The organism is uncultured Sutterella sp., assembly GCF_937923675.1.
In the GTDB taxonomy this organism is placed as follows: domain Bacteria; phylum Pseudomonadota; class Gammaproteobacteria; order Burkholderiales; family Burkholderiaceae_F; genus Sutterella.
In genome coordinates this window covers 1-17689 of sequence record NZ_CALDXB010000059.1, presented here as the reverse complement: position 1 = coordinate 17689, position 17689 = coordinate 1, and the positions used below count along the sequence as shown (strand labels likewise).

At 60.8% G+C, this 17689-nt stretch carries 16 protein-coding genes and 1 pseudogene; 10 read left to right on the top strand and 7 right to left on the bottom strand.

Annotated features, from left to right (window positions below; all coding sequences use genetic code 11):
* From Q0106_RS06975 to Q0106_RS06945, 7 genes are all read left to right on the top strand, one after another.
* On the top strand, positions 1-248 hold a 248-nt coding region (locus Q0106_RS06975; RefSeq protein ID WP_297610784.1), incomplete at its 5' end, for a hypothetical protein.
* A gap of 341 nt (positions 249-589) precedes the next feature.
* The gene (locus Q0106_RS06970; RefSeq protein WP_297610781.1) at positions 590-1555 is read left to right on the top strand and encodes an ABC transporter substrate-binding protein; all 966 of its coding nucleotides are present in this window, start codon (positions 590-592) and stop codon (positions 1553-1555) included.
* Entirely contained in the window at positions 1552-2376 is an 825-nt protein-coding gene (locus Q0106_RS06965) for a nitrilase-related carbon-nitrogen hydrolase (protein WP_297610778.1), read from the top strand. The genes Q0106_RS06970 and Q0106_RS06965 overlap by 4 nt, the downstream gene beginning before the upstream one ends.
* A 28-nt stretch (positions 2377-2404) precedes the next feature.
* A complete protein-coding gene (locus Q0106_RS06960) occupies positions 2405-3292 on the top strand; it encodes an ABC transporter substrate-binding protein (RefSeq protein WP_297610775.1) in 888 nt (295 codons plus the stop codon).
* Between the two features lie 102 nt (positions 3293-3394).
* Positions 3395-4312: an amino acid ABC transporter permease gene (locus tag Q0106_RS06955; RefSeq protein ID WP_297610772.1), complete on the top strand. Its 918-nt coding sequence runs from the start codon at positions 3395-3397 to the stop codon at positions 4310-4312.
* Between the two features lie 32 nt (positions 4313-4344).
* Entirely contained in the window at positions 4345-5163 is an 819-nt protein-coding gene (locus tag Q0106_RS06950; RefSeq protein WP_297610769.1) for an amino acid ABC transporter ATP-binding protein, read from the top strand.
* 246 nt (positions 5164-5409) lie between these two features.
* Positions 5410-6750, top strand: a complete 1341-nt coding sequence (locus Q0106_RS06945) for a hypothetical protein (protein ID WP_297610766.1) — start codon at positions 5410-5412, stop codon at positions 6748-6750.
* Between the two features lie 113 nt (positions 6751-6863).
* Here the strand turns inward: Q0106_RS06945 and Q0106_RS06940 are convergent, their stop codons facing one another.
* The 3 genes and pseudogenes from Q0106_RS06940 to Q0106_RS11895 form a co-directional block, all read right to left on the bottom strand.
* Positions 6864-7472 carry a hypothetical protein gene (locus Q0106_RS06940; RefSeq protein WP_297610763.1) on the bottom strand — a complete coding sequence of 203 codons (609 nt, stop codon included), beginning with the start codon at positions 7470-7472 and terminating at the stop codon, positions 6864-6866.
* A gap of 246 nt (positions 7473-7718) precedes the next feature.
* Positions 7719-8834 (bottom strand): PD-(D/E)XK nuclease domain-containing protein, encoded by a 1116-nt coding sequence (locus tag Q0106_RS06935; protein ID WP_297610760.1) that lies wholly within the window; start codon positions 8832-8834, stop codon positions 7719-7721.
* A gap of 58 nt (positions 8835-8892) precedes the next feature.
* A pseudogene (locus Q0106_RS11895) lies at positions 8893-9462 on the bottom strand (AAA family ATPase); the annotation flags it as partial.
* A 371-nt stretch (positions 9463-9833) separates the two neighbouring features.
* Between Q0106_RS11895 and Q0106_RS06925 the strand changes: the two are divergent.
* Positions 9834-10967, top strand: a complete 1134-nt coding sequence (locus Q0106_RS06925; RefSeq protein ID WP_297610755.1) for a biotin/lipoyl-binding protein — start codon at positions 9834-9836, stop codon at positions 10965-10967.
* A 32-nt stretch (positions 10968-10999) separates the two neighbouring features.
* Positions 11000-12253, top strand: a complete 1254-nt coding sequence (locus Q0106_RS06920) for an ABC transporter permease (RefSeq protein ID WP_297610752.1) — start codon at positions 11000-11002, stop codon at positions 12251-12253.
* 38 nt (positions 12254-12291) lie between these two features.
* On the opposite strand, the gene Q0106_RS06915 is transcribed toward Q0106_RS06920, so the two are convergent.
* A complete protein-coding gene (locus Q0106_RS06915; protein WP_297610749.1) occupies positions 12292-12813 on the bottom strand; it encodes a MarR family transcriptional regulator in 522 nt (173 codons plus the stop codon).
* A 162-nt stretch (positions 12814-12975) separates the two neighbouring features.
* On the opposite strand from Q0106_RS06915, the gene gpmI reads away from it, so the two are divergent.
* Positions 12976-14508, top strand: a complete 1533-nt coding sequence (gene gpmI / locus Q0106_RS06910; protein WP_297610746.1) for a 2,3-bisphosphoglycerate-independent phosphoglycerate mutase — start codon at positions 12976-12978, stop codon at positions 14506-14508.
* A gap of 88 nt (positions 14509-14596) precedes the next feature.
* On the opposite strand, the gene bioB is transcribed toward gpmI, so the two are convergent.
* From bioB to Q0106_RS06895, 3 genes are all read right to left on the bottom strand, one after another.
* Positions 14597-15568, bottom strand: coding sequence for a biotin synthase BioB (gene bioB, locus Q0106_RS06905; RefSeq protein WP_297610743.1), 972 nt, complete (start codon positions 15566-15568; stop codon positions 14597-14599).
* 183 nt (positions 15569-15751) lie between these two features.
* Entirely contained in the window at positions 15752-17245 is a 1494-nt protein-coding gene (locus Q0106_RS06900) for a flavocytochrome c (protein WP_297610738.1), read from the bottom strand.
* A gap of 214 nt (positions 17246-17459) precedes the next feature.
* The coding region (locus Q0106_RS06895; protein WP_297610735.1) for a hypothetical protein at positions 17460-17689 on the bottom strand (230 nt) is incomplete at its 5' end.

Below are 17689 nucleotides of genomic sequence, written 5' to 3'. Positions count from 1 at the left end.
TTCTGCGCGTTACGGGAGGTTTGACAGCATTTTATTCGACTAGCAAATGCCCTTCCGTGGCGCTGCGGGTGATGGTCCTCAAGTTCATCGAGACCCGGGGCTTCCCCTTTGACGTGCGGCAGACGCCGAACCTAAACTCCCGCAACGCCGCCCCGGAAGCCCTGCCGAAGCAATCCGCCGCGAAGAATTCTTCCAGCAGGAAGCCGCCTAAAGATCTGCTTGCCGCCTATCTCGCGATGGATAATTGATGAGGCCGAGCGCCCGAATGCGAGACCGAAGCTCATTCCAGAAGCGTCGAAGCATTGCTCCCCGGTTTCGACAAGCCGCTTTCGGGCTCTGATTCTGAATACTGCGCTGCGGCCGGCAATCCGGCAGCAAGCCCCATCTTTCACCCATCAAACCTCATTGGTGCGCCTTCCTGCACATCCCGCCGAAACCCTGATCCAAATCAAAGCATCCCCGAGCATTAACCGAATTGACTAAGCAGATTCCGTCGTCCTCCCGCACATAGAATCGAAAGGAACCCAAGCCGGACAAGGCCCGGCAGCGATTTTTCTGTTTACCGATTCTTTTTCCGGAGACACTCAACATGGCGCTTCAACTTCGTCTCAAGGTTCGCGACTGGGATTTCTGGACGCCGCTTCTTCTGGGCGACGTCAAATCCGAGAAGCTCGACATTCAGACCACCCGCGTTTCCTCCCTCATCGACAACGTCGCCGAGGACCCGGAAGCGGATGCCGCCGAGATGAGTCTTTCGCGCTACAACCTGCGCATCGACCAGAATAAGGCCCAGGGCATCGTCGCAGTTCCCTTCTTCATCATGCGGGGCTTTCGCACCCGCAACATCGTGACGACGAACGGGAGTCCCCTCGAGCGCATTGAAGACCTCGAAGGGAAGACCATCGGGCTCTCGGGCTGGCAGGATTCCGGCAACACCTGGACCCGGGCGCTCCTGCGCCGCGCGGGCGTCAACTGCGACAAGATCAACTGGGTGCTCTCGCGCTGCACGGCCAGAGACAAGATCGAGCCCAACCGCGGCAAGGCCTTCTGGAACGGCACCAACATCACGCACGAGGAAAACGAGGTTCCGCTCGTCGACATGCTCCATAGCGGCCGCATCGACGCGATGTTCCAGGCCTTCATGCCGCAGGGCTACTGCGAAGGGAAGCTTGGCCTGCGCCCCGTCGTGCGCGACTTCAAGTCTCACGAGATTGCCTACTTCAGGGAAACGGGCTACGTCCCGGGGATCCACATCCTCGCCCTCAAGGAATCCTTCGTGCGCGCCAATCCCTGGGCTGTGAAGGAGCTCTGCGAAACGCTCGACGCCTCGAGAAAGCTCTGGCGCGAAAAGCGCCGCCGCTACGCCGAAACGACGCCCTGGGTGCTTCAGGACCTGATCGACGAGGGCACTCAGCTCTCCCCCGACTACGACGCCTGGGGGTTCGAGTCGAACGAAAAAATGGTCGACGACTTCTGCCGCGAAGCCTATGAGCAGCACCTGACCGAGCACCTCAATACCGCAAGGAAGCTCTTTCCGGAGGACTTTGCAAAATGATTGAAGAAAAGAATTTCCGCGTGGCGCTCGGCCAGTTCTTCGTTAAGGAAACGAGCGAAGAAAATCAGGCGATCACGCGCGACTTCATCGAGCGCGCTGAAAAGAAGGGCGCAGACCTCCTCGTTCTTCCCGAAGGCATCATCGCGAGAAAGCCGGGCGACAAGGACTGGCCGCGCCTTCACAGCGAACCGCTGGACGGCCCCTTCGTGACGGCGCTCCTTGCCGCTACCAAAGGAAAGCACGTCACCGTCGTCTGCACCGTGCAGGCGAAGATCCCGGGCGAGGAACGCTACGCCAACGACCTTCTCGTCGTGAAGGACGGGGAACTGAAGCTCGTCTACCAGAAGCTTCACCTCTACGACGCCTTCAGCGCAAAGGAAAGCGACAACGCCGTTCCGGGCGATGAAGTCCCCGCGCTCGTTGATGTCGGTCCCTTCAAGTGCGGCTTCATTACCTGCTACGACGCGCGCTTCCCCGAAATCACGCGCGCGCTTGCCCTCGCGGGCGCCAACCTCCTCGTCGTGTCGGCCGCCTGGGTGAAGGGGCCCCTGAAGGAAATGCACTGGGACCTTTCGCTCAGAGCCCGGGCGCTTGAGAACACCTGCTTCGTCGCGGGCGTGAGCGAATGCGGGCCGGTCAACATCGGCTCCTCGAAGCTCGTCGACCCCTTCGGCGTCGTCGTTGCCCAGTGCGGCACGACGGACGAACTTCTTTTCGCCGACATCGATCCCGCACGCGTTGAGAAGTGCAGGAAGGCGCTCCCCGTTCTCGAAAACCGCCGCTTTGCCGCGCCCAGACTCCGCGAACCCGGCGAACTCTGATACGACCGAACCCTTTGAGGAAAAAATCATGAAGCGCACATTCACTGCCGCGGCCGCTGCAGCCGCTCTTCTCTTCGGCGCGGCTTCCGCCTTCGCCGCCGACATTCCCGTTCAGAAGCTTGATCCCGCGCTCAACGCGCAGCTCCCGCAGGCCATTAAGGATGCGGGCGTCATCCGCAACTGCGTGATCGGAAGCTTCTCGCCCTACACGATCACGCGCGCCGACAAGACGATTGAAGGCGCCGCGATGGACATCACCAAGGCCCTGGGCGAAGTGCTCGGCGTCAAAATTGAGACGACCAAAATCGCCGGCCATTCCGCCACGATGCTCGGCCTCAAGTCCGGGCGCTACGACGTCTCGCTTGAACCCGTGGGCGACTATCCCGATCGCGAGGCCAATTACGACTTCGTCGACTACGTCCAGGAATTCGTGGTCTTCGCCGTCAAGAAGGGCAATCCCCACAACATCAAGAGCATTGCCGACACCTGCGGCCTTCGCGTTTCCGTGATGGCGGCGGGAAGCGCCGAACGCGTCATCAAGAAGCAATCGGAAGTGTGCGTGAAGGAAGGGAAGAAGCCCGTCACGGTGCTCTCCTTTGAAGGTCAGGCCGCGCCCACGATGGCGCTCTCCTCGGGCCGCGCCGACGCCTTCTTCTCGAGCCAGGCGCCGCTCACCTACTTCGTGAACCAGTCGGGCGGAAAGCTTGAGCTCGCCGCCGTGGGCGAAAAGAACGGCTTCAGCGACATCTTCCAGGGGGCGGTGCTCCCGAAAGGAAGCGCGCTTACGCCCGTCATTCTTGAAGGCATGAAGGTGCTCTTTAAGAACGGCACGTATCAGGCGGTCCTCGACAAGTGGAACCTCACTTACAACAAGCTTGAGGCTCCCGGCATCAACCTCGCCACCCAGAAGAAGTAATTTCCGCACGCTTCTCGCCCGGGCGGAGCGGATTCCCAAAGCCCCCGTCCGGGCGGCATCAAGCATATTTCCTTTCAATAGAACAAATCAGAGCCTCCCCACATGACGACCACCAGCACTACGGGCGCGGCAGAGAAGCCGCGGAAATGGACATCCGAAGAGCTTGCCAGAACGGCGATCGACGTGAGCACAGCCGTTCCCCGCCGTCATCCCGTGCGGCTCGCTGTCACCATTCTCATCGCTCTTCTTCTCGTCGCCGCGGTTGCCGCCTGCGCGGTCAACCCCAACTTCGGCTGGCAGACCGTGGGCGAATACCTCTTTGCGCCGAGCGTTCTCACGGGCATCAAGATGACGCTCTCCCTCACGGTGGTCTCGATGATCCTCGGCACCGTGCTCGGGCTCCTCTGCGCAATGTTCAAGATGAGCAATATGCGCTTCTTTGCGTGGCTCGCGGACCTCTACCTCTGGTTCTTCCGCTCGACCCCGCTCCTCGTGCAGCTCCTCTTCTGGTACAACTTCGCCGCACTCTTTCCGACACTCGGGATCCCGGGCGTCTGGACGGTCGCGACGAACGACGTGATCACGCCGCTCACCGCCGCGATCGTGGGGCTCTCCCTCAATGAAGGCGCCTACATGGGCGAAATCATCCGCGCGGGCCTCCAGTCCGTCGATCCGGCACAGAAGGAAACCGCGGAAGCCTTCGGCATGAGCAAGCGCCAGATTCTCTTTCGCGTGCTCCTTCCCCAGGCCATGCGCTCCATCATCCCGCCGACCGGGAACCAGGTCATTTCGATGGTGAAGGCGACGGCCATGGTTTCCGTGATCGCCATGGACGACCTCCTTTATTCCGTCCAGACGATCTACAACGAAAACTTCCAGATCATCCCGCTCCTTCTCGTCGCCGTCATCTGGTACCTCGTCATCACCTCGGTTCTTACCGTGGTGCAGGCAAAGATCGAGCGCTACTACGGCAGAAGCGAGCGCAATTCGGGCTACGTGCCTGAAGCGCCCCAGGCCTGAGGCATCGTTAGGAATCACCGGAGAAGAAAAACATGGCAGCAGATCAGATCCTTGACGAAGCGACGGAAGTGCATCCCATCAAGACGGGCCCGGCGATCGTCGTGCGCGCGAGCAACGTAAAGAAGTCCTTCGGCAGGAACGAAGTTCTGAAGGGCATCAACCTCGAAGTCCACCGCGGCAAGGTGGTCGTCATTCTCGGCCCCTCGGGTTCGGGGAAGTCGACGCTCCTCAGAACCATCAATCACCTTGAATCCATCGATTCGGGCTCGATTCAGGTCGACGGCGTTCAGATCGGCTACGTCGAGAAGAACGGCCGCCTCGAGGAGGCGCCCTACCCGGTTCTCGCGCAGCAGCGCCGCCGGATCGGCATGGTCTTTCAGAGCTTCAACCTCTTCCCCCACATGACGGTCCTTGAAAACGTCATGGAAGCCCCCGTGCACGTGCACGGCGAAGACCCGGAAATTGTGAGAAAGCGCGCCCTGAAGCTCCTCAAGCGCGTGGGGCTTCTTGAAAAGGCCGGCGAATACCCCCGCCGTCTCTCGGGCGGCCAGCAGCAGCGCGTCGCCATTGCCCGCGCGCTCTGCATTCAGCCCGATCTCCTTCTTTTTGACGAACCCACGTCCGCGCTCGACCCGGAACTCGTGGGCGAAGTCCTCAACACCATCCGCGACCTCGCGAAGGAAGGCTTCACCATGGTCGTCGTCACGCACGAAATTCCCTTCTCGCGCGAAGTGGCCGACTGGGTGGTCTTCATGGCGGACGGCCGCGTCGTTGAGGAAGGAAAGCCCCGCGACGTCCTCGTCAATCCGCAGCAGCCGCGCACGCGCGAGTTCCTGAAGCGCTACATCTGAAAGGTTCAGAGCCGGCTCTCCGTCCGGAGCCCGGACTGAGGAAAGCTCCGCCGGCAGCAGCCCGGACGGAGCTTTTCTTTTGAGGAACTTCCGGCCCTGAAGCCGCATTTGGCAAATCTTCGGTACTCGGGGAGCCGCGGCAACGGTCGGCCTAATGCCCGATGCGGCGGGAAGCGCCCCACGGCTAACATGAGGCCGACAGTACGGAGTCCCCGGGCTCTCAACCAAGATTTCTGCAGTTTTTTCATGACGCTTCTATCTCTCCTCATCGTCTGCTACCTCGCGCTCCTTCTCTGGTTCGGAATCCGGGGGAACACCAAGGACCGCACGCTCTCGGGCCTTCTCACGACGGGCGGCACCACGAGCGCAGCCCTCTGCGCGCTCTCGCTCGTGAGCACCATCATCGGGGGCTCTGCCACGCTCGGCATCGGCGGGCTCGCCCAGAAAATCGGCCCCGCCGCCTTCTGGTGGCTCGGGGTCGGGACGATCGGACTCTTTCTTCACGGGCTTTTCGTCGCGCCCGTCATCCGCCGCACCAAAGCCATGACGCTCCCGCATCTCCTCGGGAGCCTTGCGGGAGAAAACGCCGAACGCTGGGCGGGCTTCATCATCGCCGTCTCCTGGGCGGCCGTGACGGCCGCGCAGTTCACGGCGCTCCATTCGCTTCTTCTCTCGATTGTGGGCGGCATGAAGGCGGAAATTCTCTATGCCGCGCTCGCGGGCGGAATCATTCTCCACACGGCTGCGGGCGGCCAGCGGGGCGTCATCCGCACGGACGCCCTTCAGGCGATTCTCCTTCTCGCCGGCTTCCTGCTTGCAGGAGCCTGGTGCCTCTTCGACCGCCCCGGGGCCGTGGCCGCCCTGCCGAAGGTTCCCTTCACCGACGCCTTCGGCTTCACGGACTGGCTCAAGATGATGATTCTCGTCGGCATCACCTTCGTGATCGGCCCGGACATGTTTTCGCGCACCTTTGCCGCGAAGGATGCCCGGTCCGCGAGAGCCGCCGCCTTTGCCGCAGCTCCCATCCTCGCGCTCTTCGGCGTCATCGTGACGATGCTCGCGCTCCTCAACATCGACGCCAAAGCCCCCATCACGGACTGGCTGTCGCCCGAGTCGCCCCTTCCGATGCTTCTTCAGGTCATGCTGGCCCTCGGGCTTGTGAGCGCGCTCTCGGGCTCGGCCGACACGCTCCTTCTTTCCGCAGCGGGCATTCTTGAAAAGGACGTCTGCGGGCGCGAGCGCGCCGGCGCCGTCCGTCTCTGGGCAGTGCTCCTCGGAACACTCGCGCTCGCGAGCGCCTGGTTCTCCGGGAACATCATCGGGCTTCTTCTCAACGCCTATTCGCTCTTCGTGCCGGGCGTCGCCGCGCCGCTCCTCTTCCTCGTGGCCGGACGCCTCAGAAGCGCGGATCCGAAGGTCTGGCTCTCGGGAGCAGTCGCGGGCGGCATTCTGGGGCTCGTCGGCAATCTCACGGGCGAAAATGCCTGGACCTTTGCCGGGATTGCCGTGTCTTCAGCGGGGTCGCTCCTTGCGATTCGCCTCGCAGGCATGAAGTCCTCTACGGCCGGCGCTTCAACCGGCGCCTGAACTTCTTCAAAAACAACACGCAAAAAAACAAGGCGGCAGGAAGATCAGACTTCCGGCCGCCTTTCTTTTTCCAGAGAGCGGGATGCAATTCCCGCTCTCAGAGGCATCCGCAATCAGCGGCGGGCCTTCTTCGCTTCAGAGCGCGCAACGGCATCCGAAATCAGATCCTGAAGCTCGCCTTCCGTGATTTCCTTTTCGGACTGCGCCTTGGTGCGGTCCTTTTCCACCGCAGCGGCGATCAGATCCGAAAGTTCGCCTTCCGTGAGGCTGTGATGCTTCTGAAGAGCCTTTTGAACGGCGAAGTCGATCAGATCCGCCATTTCGCCTTCGGTCAGTTCCGCCTGGCGATCGGCCTTTTTGCGGTCTTCGGCAACGGCGTAGCTGATGAGATCCTGGAGTTCGCCTTCGGTAAGCTCGCGGCGGCGCGCGCGGTCGCGGGCAACCGCATCACCGATGAGGTCCTGAAGTTCAGCTTCCGTGAGTTCACTATGCTTTTCGGCATATTTCTGAACCGATTCGTTGATGAGGTCGGAGAGCTCGCCTTCAGTGAGTTCGGCCGACTTCCTTTCGCGCGGATCAAGGAGATGCTCGCCGAAGTTTTCAGCCGCGGCGCGCAGGAACGCTTCCGGGGTCGGATAACGAACCGAATGCTTTGCGATCACCGCATCAACGAGCTTCACAAGACTTTCATTGGCTTCAACGGTCCAGGTCCTGGTGGTCATAACGTTTTCTCCCTAAATAGATGAGGTGCCTCGAGCCCCGGGCTGACTGAAATCAGCCGCATGAGGCTCAGGGCATCACGCTTGAGGGGACTAAGCCCTTCGCGTAAACCCTGATGCGATTCATCTTAGTCCGCCGCCTCAAAGGCGGCTTGCGGGAGAACGTTCTCTTTGGTCACAGTCGTAACGCTCTGTAAACGAGCGAAGTTTCAGGCTTCGCGACTTTACAACCGGAGACCTCGCGCCTCTTCATCGGGCAATCTGCTTCAGCTCGCCGCCGCCGACCTCGCAGGTCTTTCCGCAAAAGGCAATGCCGTAAGCGAAATACTTGCTGCAGCGTATTCTTCGAAGCGCTTCCGAGTAGTCCTTTTTGTCAACCTGCCGAAGCGCCTCATCCACAGCATCAGGAAGATCTTCCTGCCGGGCAGCACGCTTGATTTCAATGACGACGCCGCTGCGATCCGGGCCGCTGCCTGAAGAGAAGAAGATGCCCGCATACCCGTTGCCGGACTCCGCATTGGAGCGAAAATCCTGAATGCGGCTTCCTGCACAGGCAAAAAGCGCGGAAAGGAAGCCGTGATAATAATTTTCCGCCGGAGCTCTCGTCGCCGCATCACGAACGGGAACATAGGTGCGCAGAAGCGGCTCGAGCACTTCCGCCATGCGGGAAGCATTGCCGGTGACGGCAGCTTCGGCAAGCTTTATGCCGTGTGCGGTAAATGCAGCATTTTGACTCGAGAACCGGGCCGAAACGCGGCTTCTGAAAGTCTGGCGGATCTCTTCATTGGGAATTCTCAAAAGGCAGTTCCTGCCGCCCAGATGCTTATCTACCGTCAGATAGCCGGTAAAAAGGAGCAGAGTCCAGAAGTCTTCAGATTTGTGCTGAACGAAATCCGAATATGTCAGCTGCTCGTTGATATTGAGCTCAATACTGCCGCCGTCGAGAAGCGTCTGCATTCTGCCGGCATCCTCCTCCGTGAGGAACCCGAGAAACTCATCGATCGCATCGTTGCTGCTCGTACTGATCCAATAATTGTCGGGCTCAGCCGTTTTGACGTCGCTGCTTGCGAGCGCGTCCTGGCAGAAGTTCAGAACGTCCCAGGGACAATAGATTTTGACCGACCCGAACTGATAGCCGTCGTACTGCTCCTTGACATCCTTGCTGCGGCCGGCAAGCCCGAAGTAATAAAGAAGCTTCCCGACTTCAGCCTCCGTAAAGCCGATCGAAGCAGATAAGCTTGCATTGCCGCTCAGGACGGTATCGGCATGATCGACGCCCGGGAAAACGTCTTCCTCGCTGACGGGCAGGCAGCCGGTGAGAACAGCCTTTTCCAGAACCGGAAGTCCGCCCGCCCCGGGGAGCATCTTCCGGCTTCAGGACCGAGAGAAAGTCCCTGAGAAAAAGGCGCATCTCCTCATAGTATCCGGCAGAGGCAGCCTTCTCGAGCGGAACATCGTACTCATCAATGAGCAGCATTGCCGGCCGGCCGAAGTGCTTGGCAAGGCAGTAGAGAATGTCCGGCAAAAAACGGGAAGCCTTGAGCCAGGCCGTACGCTCATCCATGCGGAGACAGCTCGAGCCCAGAAAAAAGTAAGCCTGGAGCCTTTCTTTCTCACCTTTCGTCAGACGAGGACTTTCCGGCAGATAGCTGTACTCGGTCACTGCAGCCGTGATCTTTTTGCAAATTTTGCCGAGTGCATAGGAAAAAGACGGCCCCGTGAATCCTTTCATGGAAAAGAAGAAAACCGGCACCCGGCCCATATAGGCGCGGCAGAATTCAGCGTCCCTGACGATGGTGAGGTTCTCAAAAAGCGCCTTCTGCCGGGAGACATCTTCCCGGTTGGCCGGATTAACCGCGAGAAAGGTGCGCAGCGTATCGAGAAAGAGCGACTTGCCGAATCGCCTCGGACGAGAAATCACCTGAACAAAGCTCCCGGATTCAACCAGGCGCCTGATGTACGGCGTCTTGTCGACATAAAAGCAGTTGCGCATCCTCATCAGGGCGAATGAAGAATTTCCAACCGCAATCCTCTTTTCCAGCACAGAAGACCTCGAAGCGACCCAAATTACATTGACCGCTTCGCAGTCTAGCATTTTGGCGAGATAGCTTTTCCTTGAATATCAATGCATGTCCAGAAATCAAACCTGAAAGCAGCTTCCGCCCCGCCGCATCTGTTGCGGTGGAGAATAATGAGGAGGAACGGCATGAGGATTTTTCAGGCATATAATTAGCCGGCTAATAATTATGACAGTGTACCTGCACGGCGCCCCTCACGTTGATGCCAGATCATCTCCATGGAGAGGCCTTTTGCGGCATCAACCTGTCGTTTTTTGATATTTGACTATTTAGCTGACTAATTAAAATGGCCATTCCTCAGAAGCAGAAACGCGACATCCTGCGCACGATCGGCGGATTCGCCGCCGCCGGCATTCTGGCCGCCGGACTGATTTTCCTCGGCAACCGCAATGATGCCGTCTCCGAGGCCGAGCGTCTGAAGGCCGGCATCCTCACGGCGCACGAAGTGAAGGCGGCCTTTCAGAGCGTAGGCGGCCGGCTCGTGGAGCGCCCCGTAACGGAAGGTCAGCGCGTTCGCGCGGGGGATCTCCTTCTCGGCATTGACGGCACCGACGTCCGCATTTCCATTGAGGCCCAGGAAGCCGCCATCCGGCAGATCGACGCGCAGACGGCGCTTGAAGAGGAATCGATTGCCCTGGCGCTCCGGGAAGCCGACACGAACGAGCGGACGCTCTGGCGCCAGATTGAGGAAGCTGAAGCCTCAAGAAAAGCCGCCGCTGCATCGCTCGAAAGCGCGAAATCCGACTGGACCCGCGCGCAGAACCTTTATCCCAGGGGCGCAATGGCAAAGTCCGCCTACGATCAGGCGAAGGCCGCCTGGATCGCAGCCCGTGAGGCGCTCGCCATCAGCGAACATACGGTGAAGCGCCTCTCGATCGGGGCTGACAATGAAGAAATCAAACGTCTGCAGAAGACCGGCTCCGCCGAAGGCATGCACCTTGAGGCCATTGAGACCGCCCGCCGGGCGGCTCAGAACAGAAAGCACAATCTTGAAAATTTCGCGGCAACCCGGGCCTCCCTCAGCGCAGAGCTCGAGCAGCTCCGCGTGAACGAGACGCGCCTCCGGATCCATGCGCCCGAAAATGCAAAGGTCCTTGAAGTGCTCTATGAAAAGGGAGAACTGATCGGCCCCAACGCGCCGGCGGTGCTTCTCGAGAGCGAACGGCATTACTTCGACATCTACGTGAGCGAGAAGGAGATCGCGCGCTTTGCTGAAGGAACTACCGTTCAATGCTTTTCTCCCGCACTTCAAAAAACCATTCCGGGCGTGGTGGCGCTCGCTGAGGCAGCGCCCGATTTTGCGAGCCTCCGGATGGTGCGCGAGCGCGGTCAGGCCGACCTCACGCTCTTCCGGGTCCGCATCGACGTGCCTCCGGCCGAGGGGCTCCTTCCCGGCATGACGCTTGAAGTGAGGCTCTGATGAGAGGATTCATAAAGGAAATCCGGAAAAGCATGGCTTCGGAATGGGAGGCGATGCTGAGCGGACATTTTGTGCCTTACCAGAAGCTCGCCATCCTCGTTGCGCTCATCACGGCCTTTGCCTTTTCGATTGCGCTCTCCCACGACGTGGTGTTTGAGGCCCCGGTTGCCGTGGTCGATCTCGATCAGAGCCGCTGGTCGGCAGAGCTCGTGGAGAAGCTCAATGCTTCTCCGAGCCTATCCGTCAGGTCGGTCGTCCATTCGCCGTCGGATCCGCGGGCCATGACGCGCGGCGACCGCTTTGTGGGCGTCGTCTACATTCCGAAGGGAGCGCAGGCGAGGATTCTCAAGGGCGACCGCACGCTCACCATCGGCTACTTTGCGGACGACAGCAACACGGCGCAGAACGGCGAGGTGTATTCGGTACTGAACGAAATTGCCGCTGAACTGGGTGCGGAGCGCGCCGTCTCCCGTTCGGACGGCGTTTCGTCGCTCGGCAAAAATACGAACGAAACTCAAGCCCTGATGTCGCCCATCAGAATGGGCTTCCGTTATCTCACGAACCCGACCGGACAGGCGACGACGGCGACCGTGGTGAGCTTTCTCCTCTTCTTTTCGATGATGTATCACGGGCTCGTGAGCCTCATGATCGTGGGGCGCCTGCGCGTCACGCGCTCCTGGGACGGCGAAGTCCTGTCGGGGTCGCTTTTCGGCTTTCTCGCCCGGGGAGTGCCCTATGCCTTCATCTTTACGGCGGTGGTGACGGCCGCGCTGGCGGTGCTGATTCTTCTGGGGCAGCTGCGGTTCGCAGGCAATATTCTCCTCTTCATGCCGGCGCTCTTTCTCTGCGCGCTCGGGAACACCTGGCTCGCCTTTCTCCTCTCCTGGGGCACGACCAATCCCGGTCAGGGCGCGGGCCGGATGATTTTCCTCGTGCCCTCGGGCTTCATCCTCGGGGGCGCCACCATGGCGACGGGCTTCATGCACGGCTGGGTGCACGACGTCTCCTTCGGCATCCCGCTCGTCTGGCTCTTCAACTTCTGGCGCGATCAGGGGCTGAGAGGAATCGACGGCCTGGCGACCCTTCCGCTCTTCGGAGGCGCCCTTCTGTGGCTCATTTTCCTCGGAAGCCTCAATGCGATCCGCTTCTGGCGGGATGAAGAGAAGCGGAGAAAGGAGCTCCGGCAGTACTGGCACGACCTGCAGGCAGTACCCGACAGAGAAGCCGGAACAGCTCCCGCCCGCACGGCGGCTCGGGCAGAGGAGGCTCAATCAGGGACTGCGTGACGGAGGATTCCCGGAGACTCCCGGCGTCAGGTCATTTCTCACGGCGTCTTCTTCTCAAAAGGCGCCGTGAGCTTCGAGAGGAGGCGGATGAGCGTTTCCCTCTCCTCGTACGTGAGGGGGGCGGCAAACTCCTCCACGCGCCGGAAATGAACGGGGAGCACCCTGTCGAGAAGCTCCCGCCCTTCAGGGGTGAGCTCAACGAGGCTCGAGCGCGCATCCTTCTCGCTGCTTCTTCTCACGATGAGGGGCCTCTTTTCGCCCACCATCCGCGCCACCATCACGGACACCGTGGGGGGCGCAACGCCGATGCGTTGGGAAATGTCGCCGATCGAGAGGGGCTTTCCTTCCTCCCTCAGGCACATCATCATGGTGAACTTCCCTTCGGAAAGGCCCGTCGAGGCCTTCAGTTCATCGAAGATGACGCCCTTCACCACATCCACCGCATTCATCATGCGCAGCATCAGGTCGATGCTTGAAACATCGAGGTCGGCTGCGCCCTCGCCGTGAACGCGCCGGAGGCTCTCGCGCGCGGGGATGATGCGGATGGATGGGTTCTTCATAAGGAGCGGGAAGAGAGATTGACTGCAGTATCCATGGATTCTAGGCCGGGAGCCGCGCGCATGCAGGGCTGCGTCCGCATCCCCCAGGAAATCGGCAGATTCGGGCCTGTTAAAATGCTCAGACCTCAAAAAAACTCACGCGGAATCCGCAAGAGACGCTAAATGCATAAAGTCCTTCTTATGATTCTTGACGGCTGGGGCATCGGCGGCGGCGCAGCCGACCCGGCCGACGCCATTTCGGCCGCGCATCCGGCCTATCTTGAATCGCTCATGAAGCGCTGCCCGCATGCCGAACTTCTCACCTTCGGCGAAAACGTGGGGCTCCCCGCCGGCCAGATGGGAAATTCCGAAGTCGGCCACCTCAATATCGGCGCAGGCCGCGTGGTCTATCAGGACCTCGTGCGCATCAACCGCGCCTGCGAATCGGGCGCGCTCACCGCGCAGCCGGAAATCGCCGCCCTTATCGCTCACGCCAAGGAAACCGGTTCGGCGCTCCACCTGATGGGGCTCTTTTCCGACGGCGGCGTGCACGCGAGCTTCGACCATCTTCTCGCCTTCATCGACCTTGCACGAAAGGAAGGGATCCGGAAGGTCTTCGTTCATGCCTTCATGGACGGACGCGACACCGATCCGAAGAGCGGCCTCGGGTTCGTGAAGCGCCTTGAGGAGAAGCTCTCCGCTCCGGGCGAAACGGCGGTGCTGGCGAGCATGATCGGACGCTACTACGCGATGGACCGCGACAAGCGCTGGGAACGCATTGAGGAAGCCTACGACCTCCTCGTTCATGGAAAAGGCGCTCCCTCGCAGGATTTCGTGAAGTCGGTCGAGGACTCCTACGCCGCCGGCATCACCGATGAATTCATGAAGCCCGTCGTGAAGACGGATGCCTCAGGCAGCCCCGTCGGCCGGATTCAGGAGGGCGACGCCGTCGTCTTCCTCAACTTCCGCAACGACCGCGCGCGGGAGCTGACGAGCGTTCTCACGCAGGCCCCGCAGGGCAATATGAAGCCGCTCTCCCTCTGGTTCGCGACGATGACCCCGTACGACGCGACATTCCAAGGGCTCCACGTTCTTTTCGACAAGGAAAACGTCGTCAACCCGATCGGCGAATACGTGGCGAGCCTCGGGCTCAGGCAGCTCCGCATTGCGGAAACGGAAAAATACGCGCACGTCACGTTCTTCCTGAACGGCGGCCGCGAGGCTCCCTTCCCCGGCGAAGACCGCATTCTCGTGCCCTCGCCCAAGGTTGCGACCTACGATCTGGCGCCTGAAATGAGCGCGCCTGAAGTCGCTGAGAAGCTCTGCGCCGCGCTTCGCGAAGAGAAGTACGACTTCATCTGCCTTAATTTCGCCAACGGCGACATGGTGGGTCACACGGGCGTCTGGGACGCCATCGAGAAGGCCGTCAAAGCGGTCGACGGATGCGTTGAAAAGGTCATCAAAACCGCGCGCGAGTGCGGCTATGACGTCGTGCAGATTGCCGACCACGGAAATGCCGATCATGCGAAGAACGCGGACGGCTCCCCCAACACCGCGCATTCGCTGAACCCCGTGCCGATCCTCGTCGTTTCCGACCGCGTCGAAAAGGTGAAGGACGGCGTCCTCGCCGACGTCGCGCCCACGGTGCTCGCACTCATGGGACTCAAACAGCCCCCGGAAATGACGGGGCATTCGCTCGTTGAAATGAAGGCCTGACGCGCTCAATTCCTCTGACGCTTAATCATACCAACACTGCCGCCGGATTTCCCTCCTGGGAATCCGGCGGCAGTTTTTTGTTTTCCCTTTATGGAACGGCGTAGCCTGCCGTCTGAAAGAGCGCCGCATCGTCGACGGGAGTGCCGCCCGAGGTCGTGGTAAGAAGATCCCCGCTGATCGCCGAATTGATGCCGATCCGCATGGCTTCCCGGATCGTGTCGGGCGTGAGGAGGTTTCTTCCGCCCGCAAACCTCAGGTAGGCCGTCGGGTTGGCGAGCCGGAAGAGCGCCGCTGCGACGAGGAATTCTTCCTGAGAGAGCGCTTCCACGTTTGCGAGAGGAGTGCCCGGCACGCGGTAAAGCAGATTGATCGGAATCGAAGGCACCTCGAGCTCGCGGCAGAGGCGCGCGAGACGGATGCGGTCGAGGAGCGTTTCGCCCATGCCGATGAGGCCGCCCGAACAGACGTCGAGCCCCAGAGCCCGGGCGCGCCGGAGGGTCTCGATCTTGTCGTCGATCCGGTGCGACGTGCAGACTTCCCGGAAGAATTCGGGCGATGTTTCAAGGTTGCAGTGAATGCGCACGACGCCGGCGTCCTTCAGGGCGCTGAGATCTTCTTCAGACAAGAGGCCGAGCGACACGCAGACCTCGAGCTCCGGGTGATTGCGCTTCACCTCGCGGATCCGCTCGCAGTATTCGCGGATCTCACGCCTTGAGGGCTTCCTCCCGCTCGCCACGAGCGAATAGCGCACGATGCCGTTTTCCGCGGCTCGCCTTGCGCCCGCCTCCACCTTGTCGTCGGGAAGAATCGGATGGATTTTGACGCCCGGCACTTCCCAGTGCTTCGACTGCGCGCACCAGCGGCAGTTTTCAGAGCACTCGCCCGACTTGACGTTGATGATGCCGCAGAGGTTGTAGGCGCGGGGCGCCATCTTCCGCGTGACGGCCTCGGCCGTGTCGAAAAGATCCTCGCGAGGACCAGCGGCGAGCGCGAGGAGTTCGGATTCGCTTAAATTCGCGCCGTTCTCAAGGGCGCGGACAATTTCAGAAAGAATGGGCATAGGGTCGTTATGGGGAAAACGCGAAGATTCCGACTTTCTATCATGCCGGAGTCCCCTTCCGCAGACCCGATCCGGGTGAAATCGTAAGCAAAGAAGAAAGTCCGGGCGGCATCAAATGCTCTGCCCGGACTTCCCCTTGACTCAGGAGGCCGGCAGCCTTTCAGGCCGCAGGCTCCCTACGCATCAGGCGCGGCGTTCTTTCCCCGCATTGATGCCGGCAATCTGACCGTAGACCATGCAGTCAAGGAGGGCGTTCCCGCCCACGCGGTTCGTGCCGTGAATGCCGCCCGTGATTTCGCCCGCAGCGTAGAGGCGCGGAACCACGTTCCCCTGCCAGTCGAGCACCTGCGCCTTCGTGTTGCAGTTGATGCCGCCCATCGTATGGTGAACGGTCATGCCCGTATAGCAGGCCCAGAAGGGACCCTTTTCAATCCGCTTCGTGAGGTTTCTCGGAGCCTTGCCGAAATCGGGATCCTTCTGGTTTTTGACGAGCACGTTGTTGTAGCGGTCGATCGTTTTTTCGAGACCATCGGGATCAACGCCCATCTTCTGAGCGAGCTCCCGGATCGTAGGCGCGGTCCAGGCTTCGTTGATGCGGATCCCTTCCTCGACGCTCGAATGAACCGCAGAGTTGTAGCTCTCATACGTTTCATTGTCGACCACCGTGTAGGCGTAGCGCTCGGGGGTTGCCAAAACCGCATCGCGGATCTGGTCGCGCCTTGCGCCTTCGTCGACGATGCGATTGCCGCGCTTGTCGACGTAGATCGACTCGGCAACCTTGGTGTTGAGGATGATCTTCATCTTCTTCCCGGCAGGAGCACCCGGGGTGGACTGAATGAAGTCCATGCCGACGAGGTAAGCGCCGACGCGCACCGCCGCCATCATGACGTCGCCCGCCGTCTGGTTGGGGAGGTTGTCCGTGCCGAGATTCTTCACGCGCGGGTCATGGAGTTCGCGCAGGTACTTGTTGGCAGAGAAGCCGCCTGCAGCGAGAACGACGCCCTGGCGCGCACGAATCCAGCGAACGCCCTCCTTCGTTTCGCAGCGCACGCCGCGGACGTCCCCCGAAACCGGCGTTTCGCGGATGATCTCCGTCACTCGAACGTTCGTGCGGATCGGGACATTGCGTTCCTTCAGGGCCTTGAGGAGCACCTGGATGTAGCCTTTGCCCTTGGGCTCAACAGGCTGGTGCGCGCGCGGATAAAGGCCGCCGAACATCTGGAAGACGTCCGGACGGAACTCCATGCCGAGGCTCTCGAGCCATGTGACGGCGCCGTAGGCGTTCTCGCAAAGGACGCGCACGCGTTCCGGGTCGCCGCGGTAGTCGCCGGCGGCAAGGGTCTGCTTCGCATGGAGTTCCGGGCTGTCCTTGATGCCCTGCCGGGGCTGACGCACGGGATCCGCCGCATTCATCTGGCCCTGGGCGAGCTGCGTGTTGCCGCCCGGGAAGGCGAGGCGCTCGAGGACGAGAACCTTCGAGCCCTTGTCGGCCGCACGGATGGCGGCCGCCATGCCGGCGCCGCCCGAGCCCACAACGATGACGTCCCAGACCTCATCCCATTTCATGGGAAGCATGGAGTCTTTGGAGGATTCCGGGGCGGCGTGAACGGCTGCCGATCCGGCAGCGGCAGCGCCCGCAACGGCGGTGGAAATGAATTTGCGGCGATTGAGCGTCATGCTTTTCTCCTTTAGTTCTTATGACTGAGCCATGGTCCAGCTCGAAAGAGATGATGGAAGAGAAACATGCGCGCGCATCTTGCTTCACGTCAGAAGCCCCGGATTCCGCGCCTTGGCTTTCAGAACATCCGTAACTTCCCCATTGGTTCCATTTTCGTGACTTCGGGCAAGGACATGTAAAAAGGGCACCTGAAACGCCAGGTGCCCCTGCTGTTTACGCTTTCGCTTCCCTTTCGCGCCGTGCATACTCGTCCGGCATCCACGGTGTCATGTCAAAGCTCTCTATGGCTTCCGGCTCCAGTCGGTCGAGCCGGGGGTGCCTTTGGTCGAGCCGCCCTTCGAGGTACTTCTGCGTCAGCGTCATGCTCTCGCAGTGCGCCATAAAGGCCTCGCCGTAATCCGTCAGCCACTTCTGAATATTTTGTATGCCGCACTTTCTTCCGG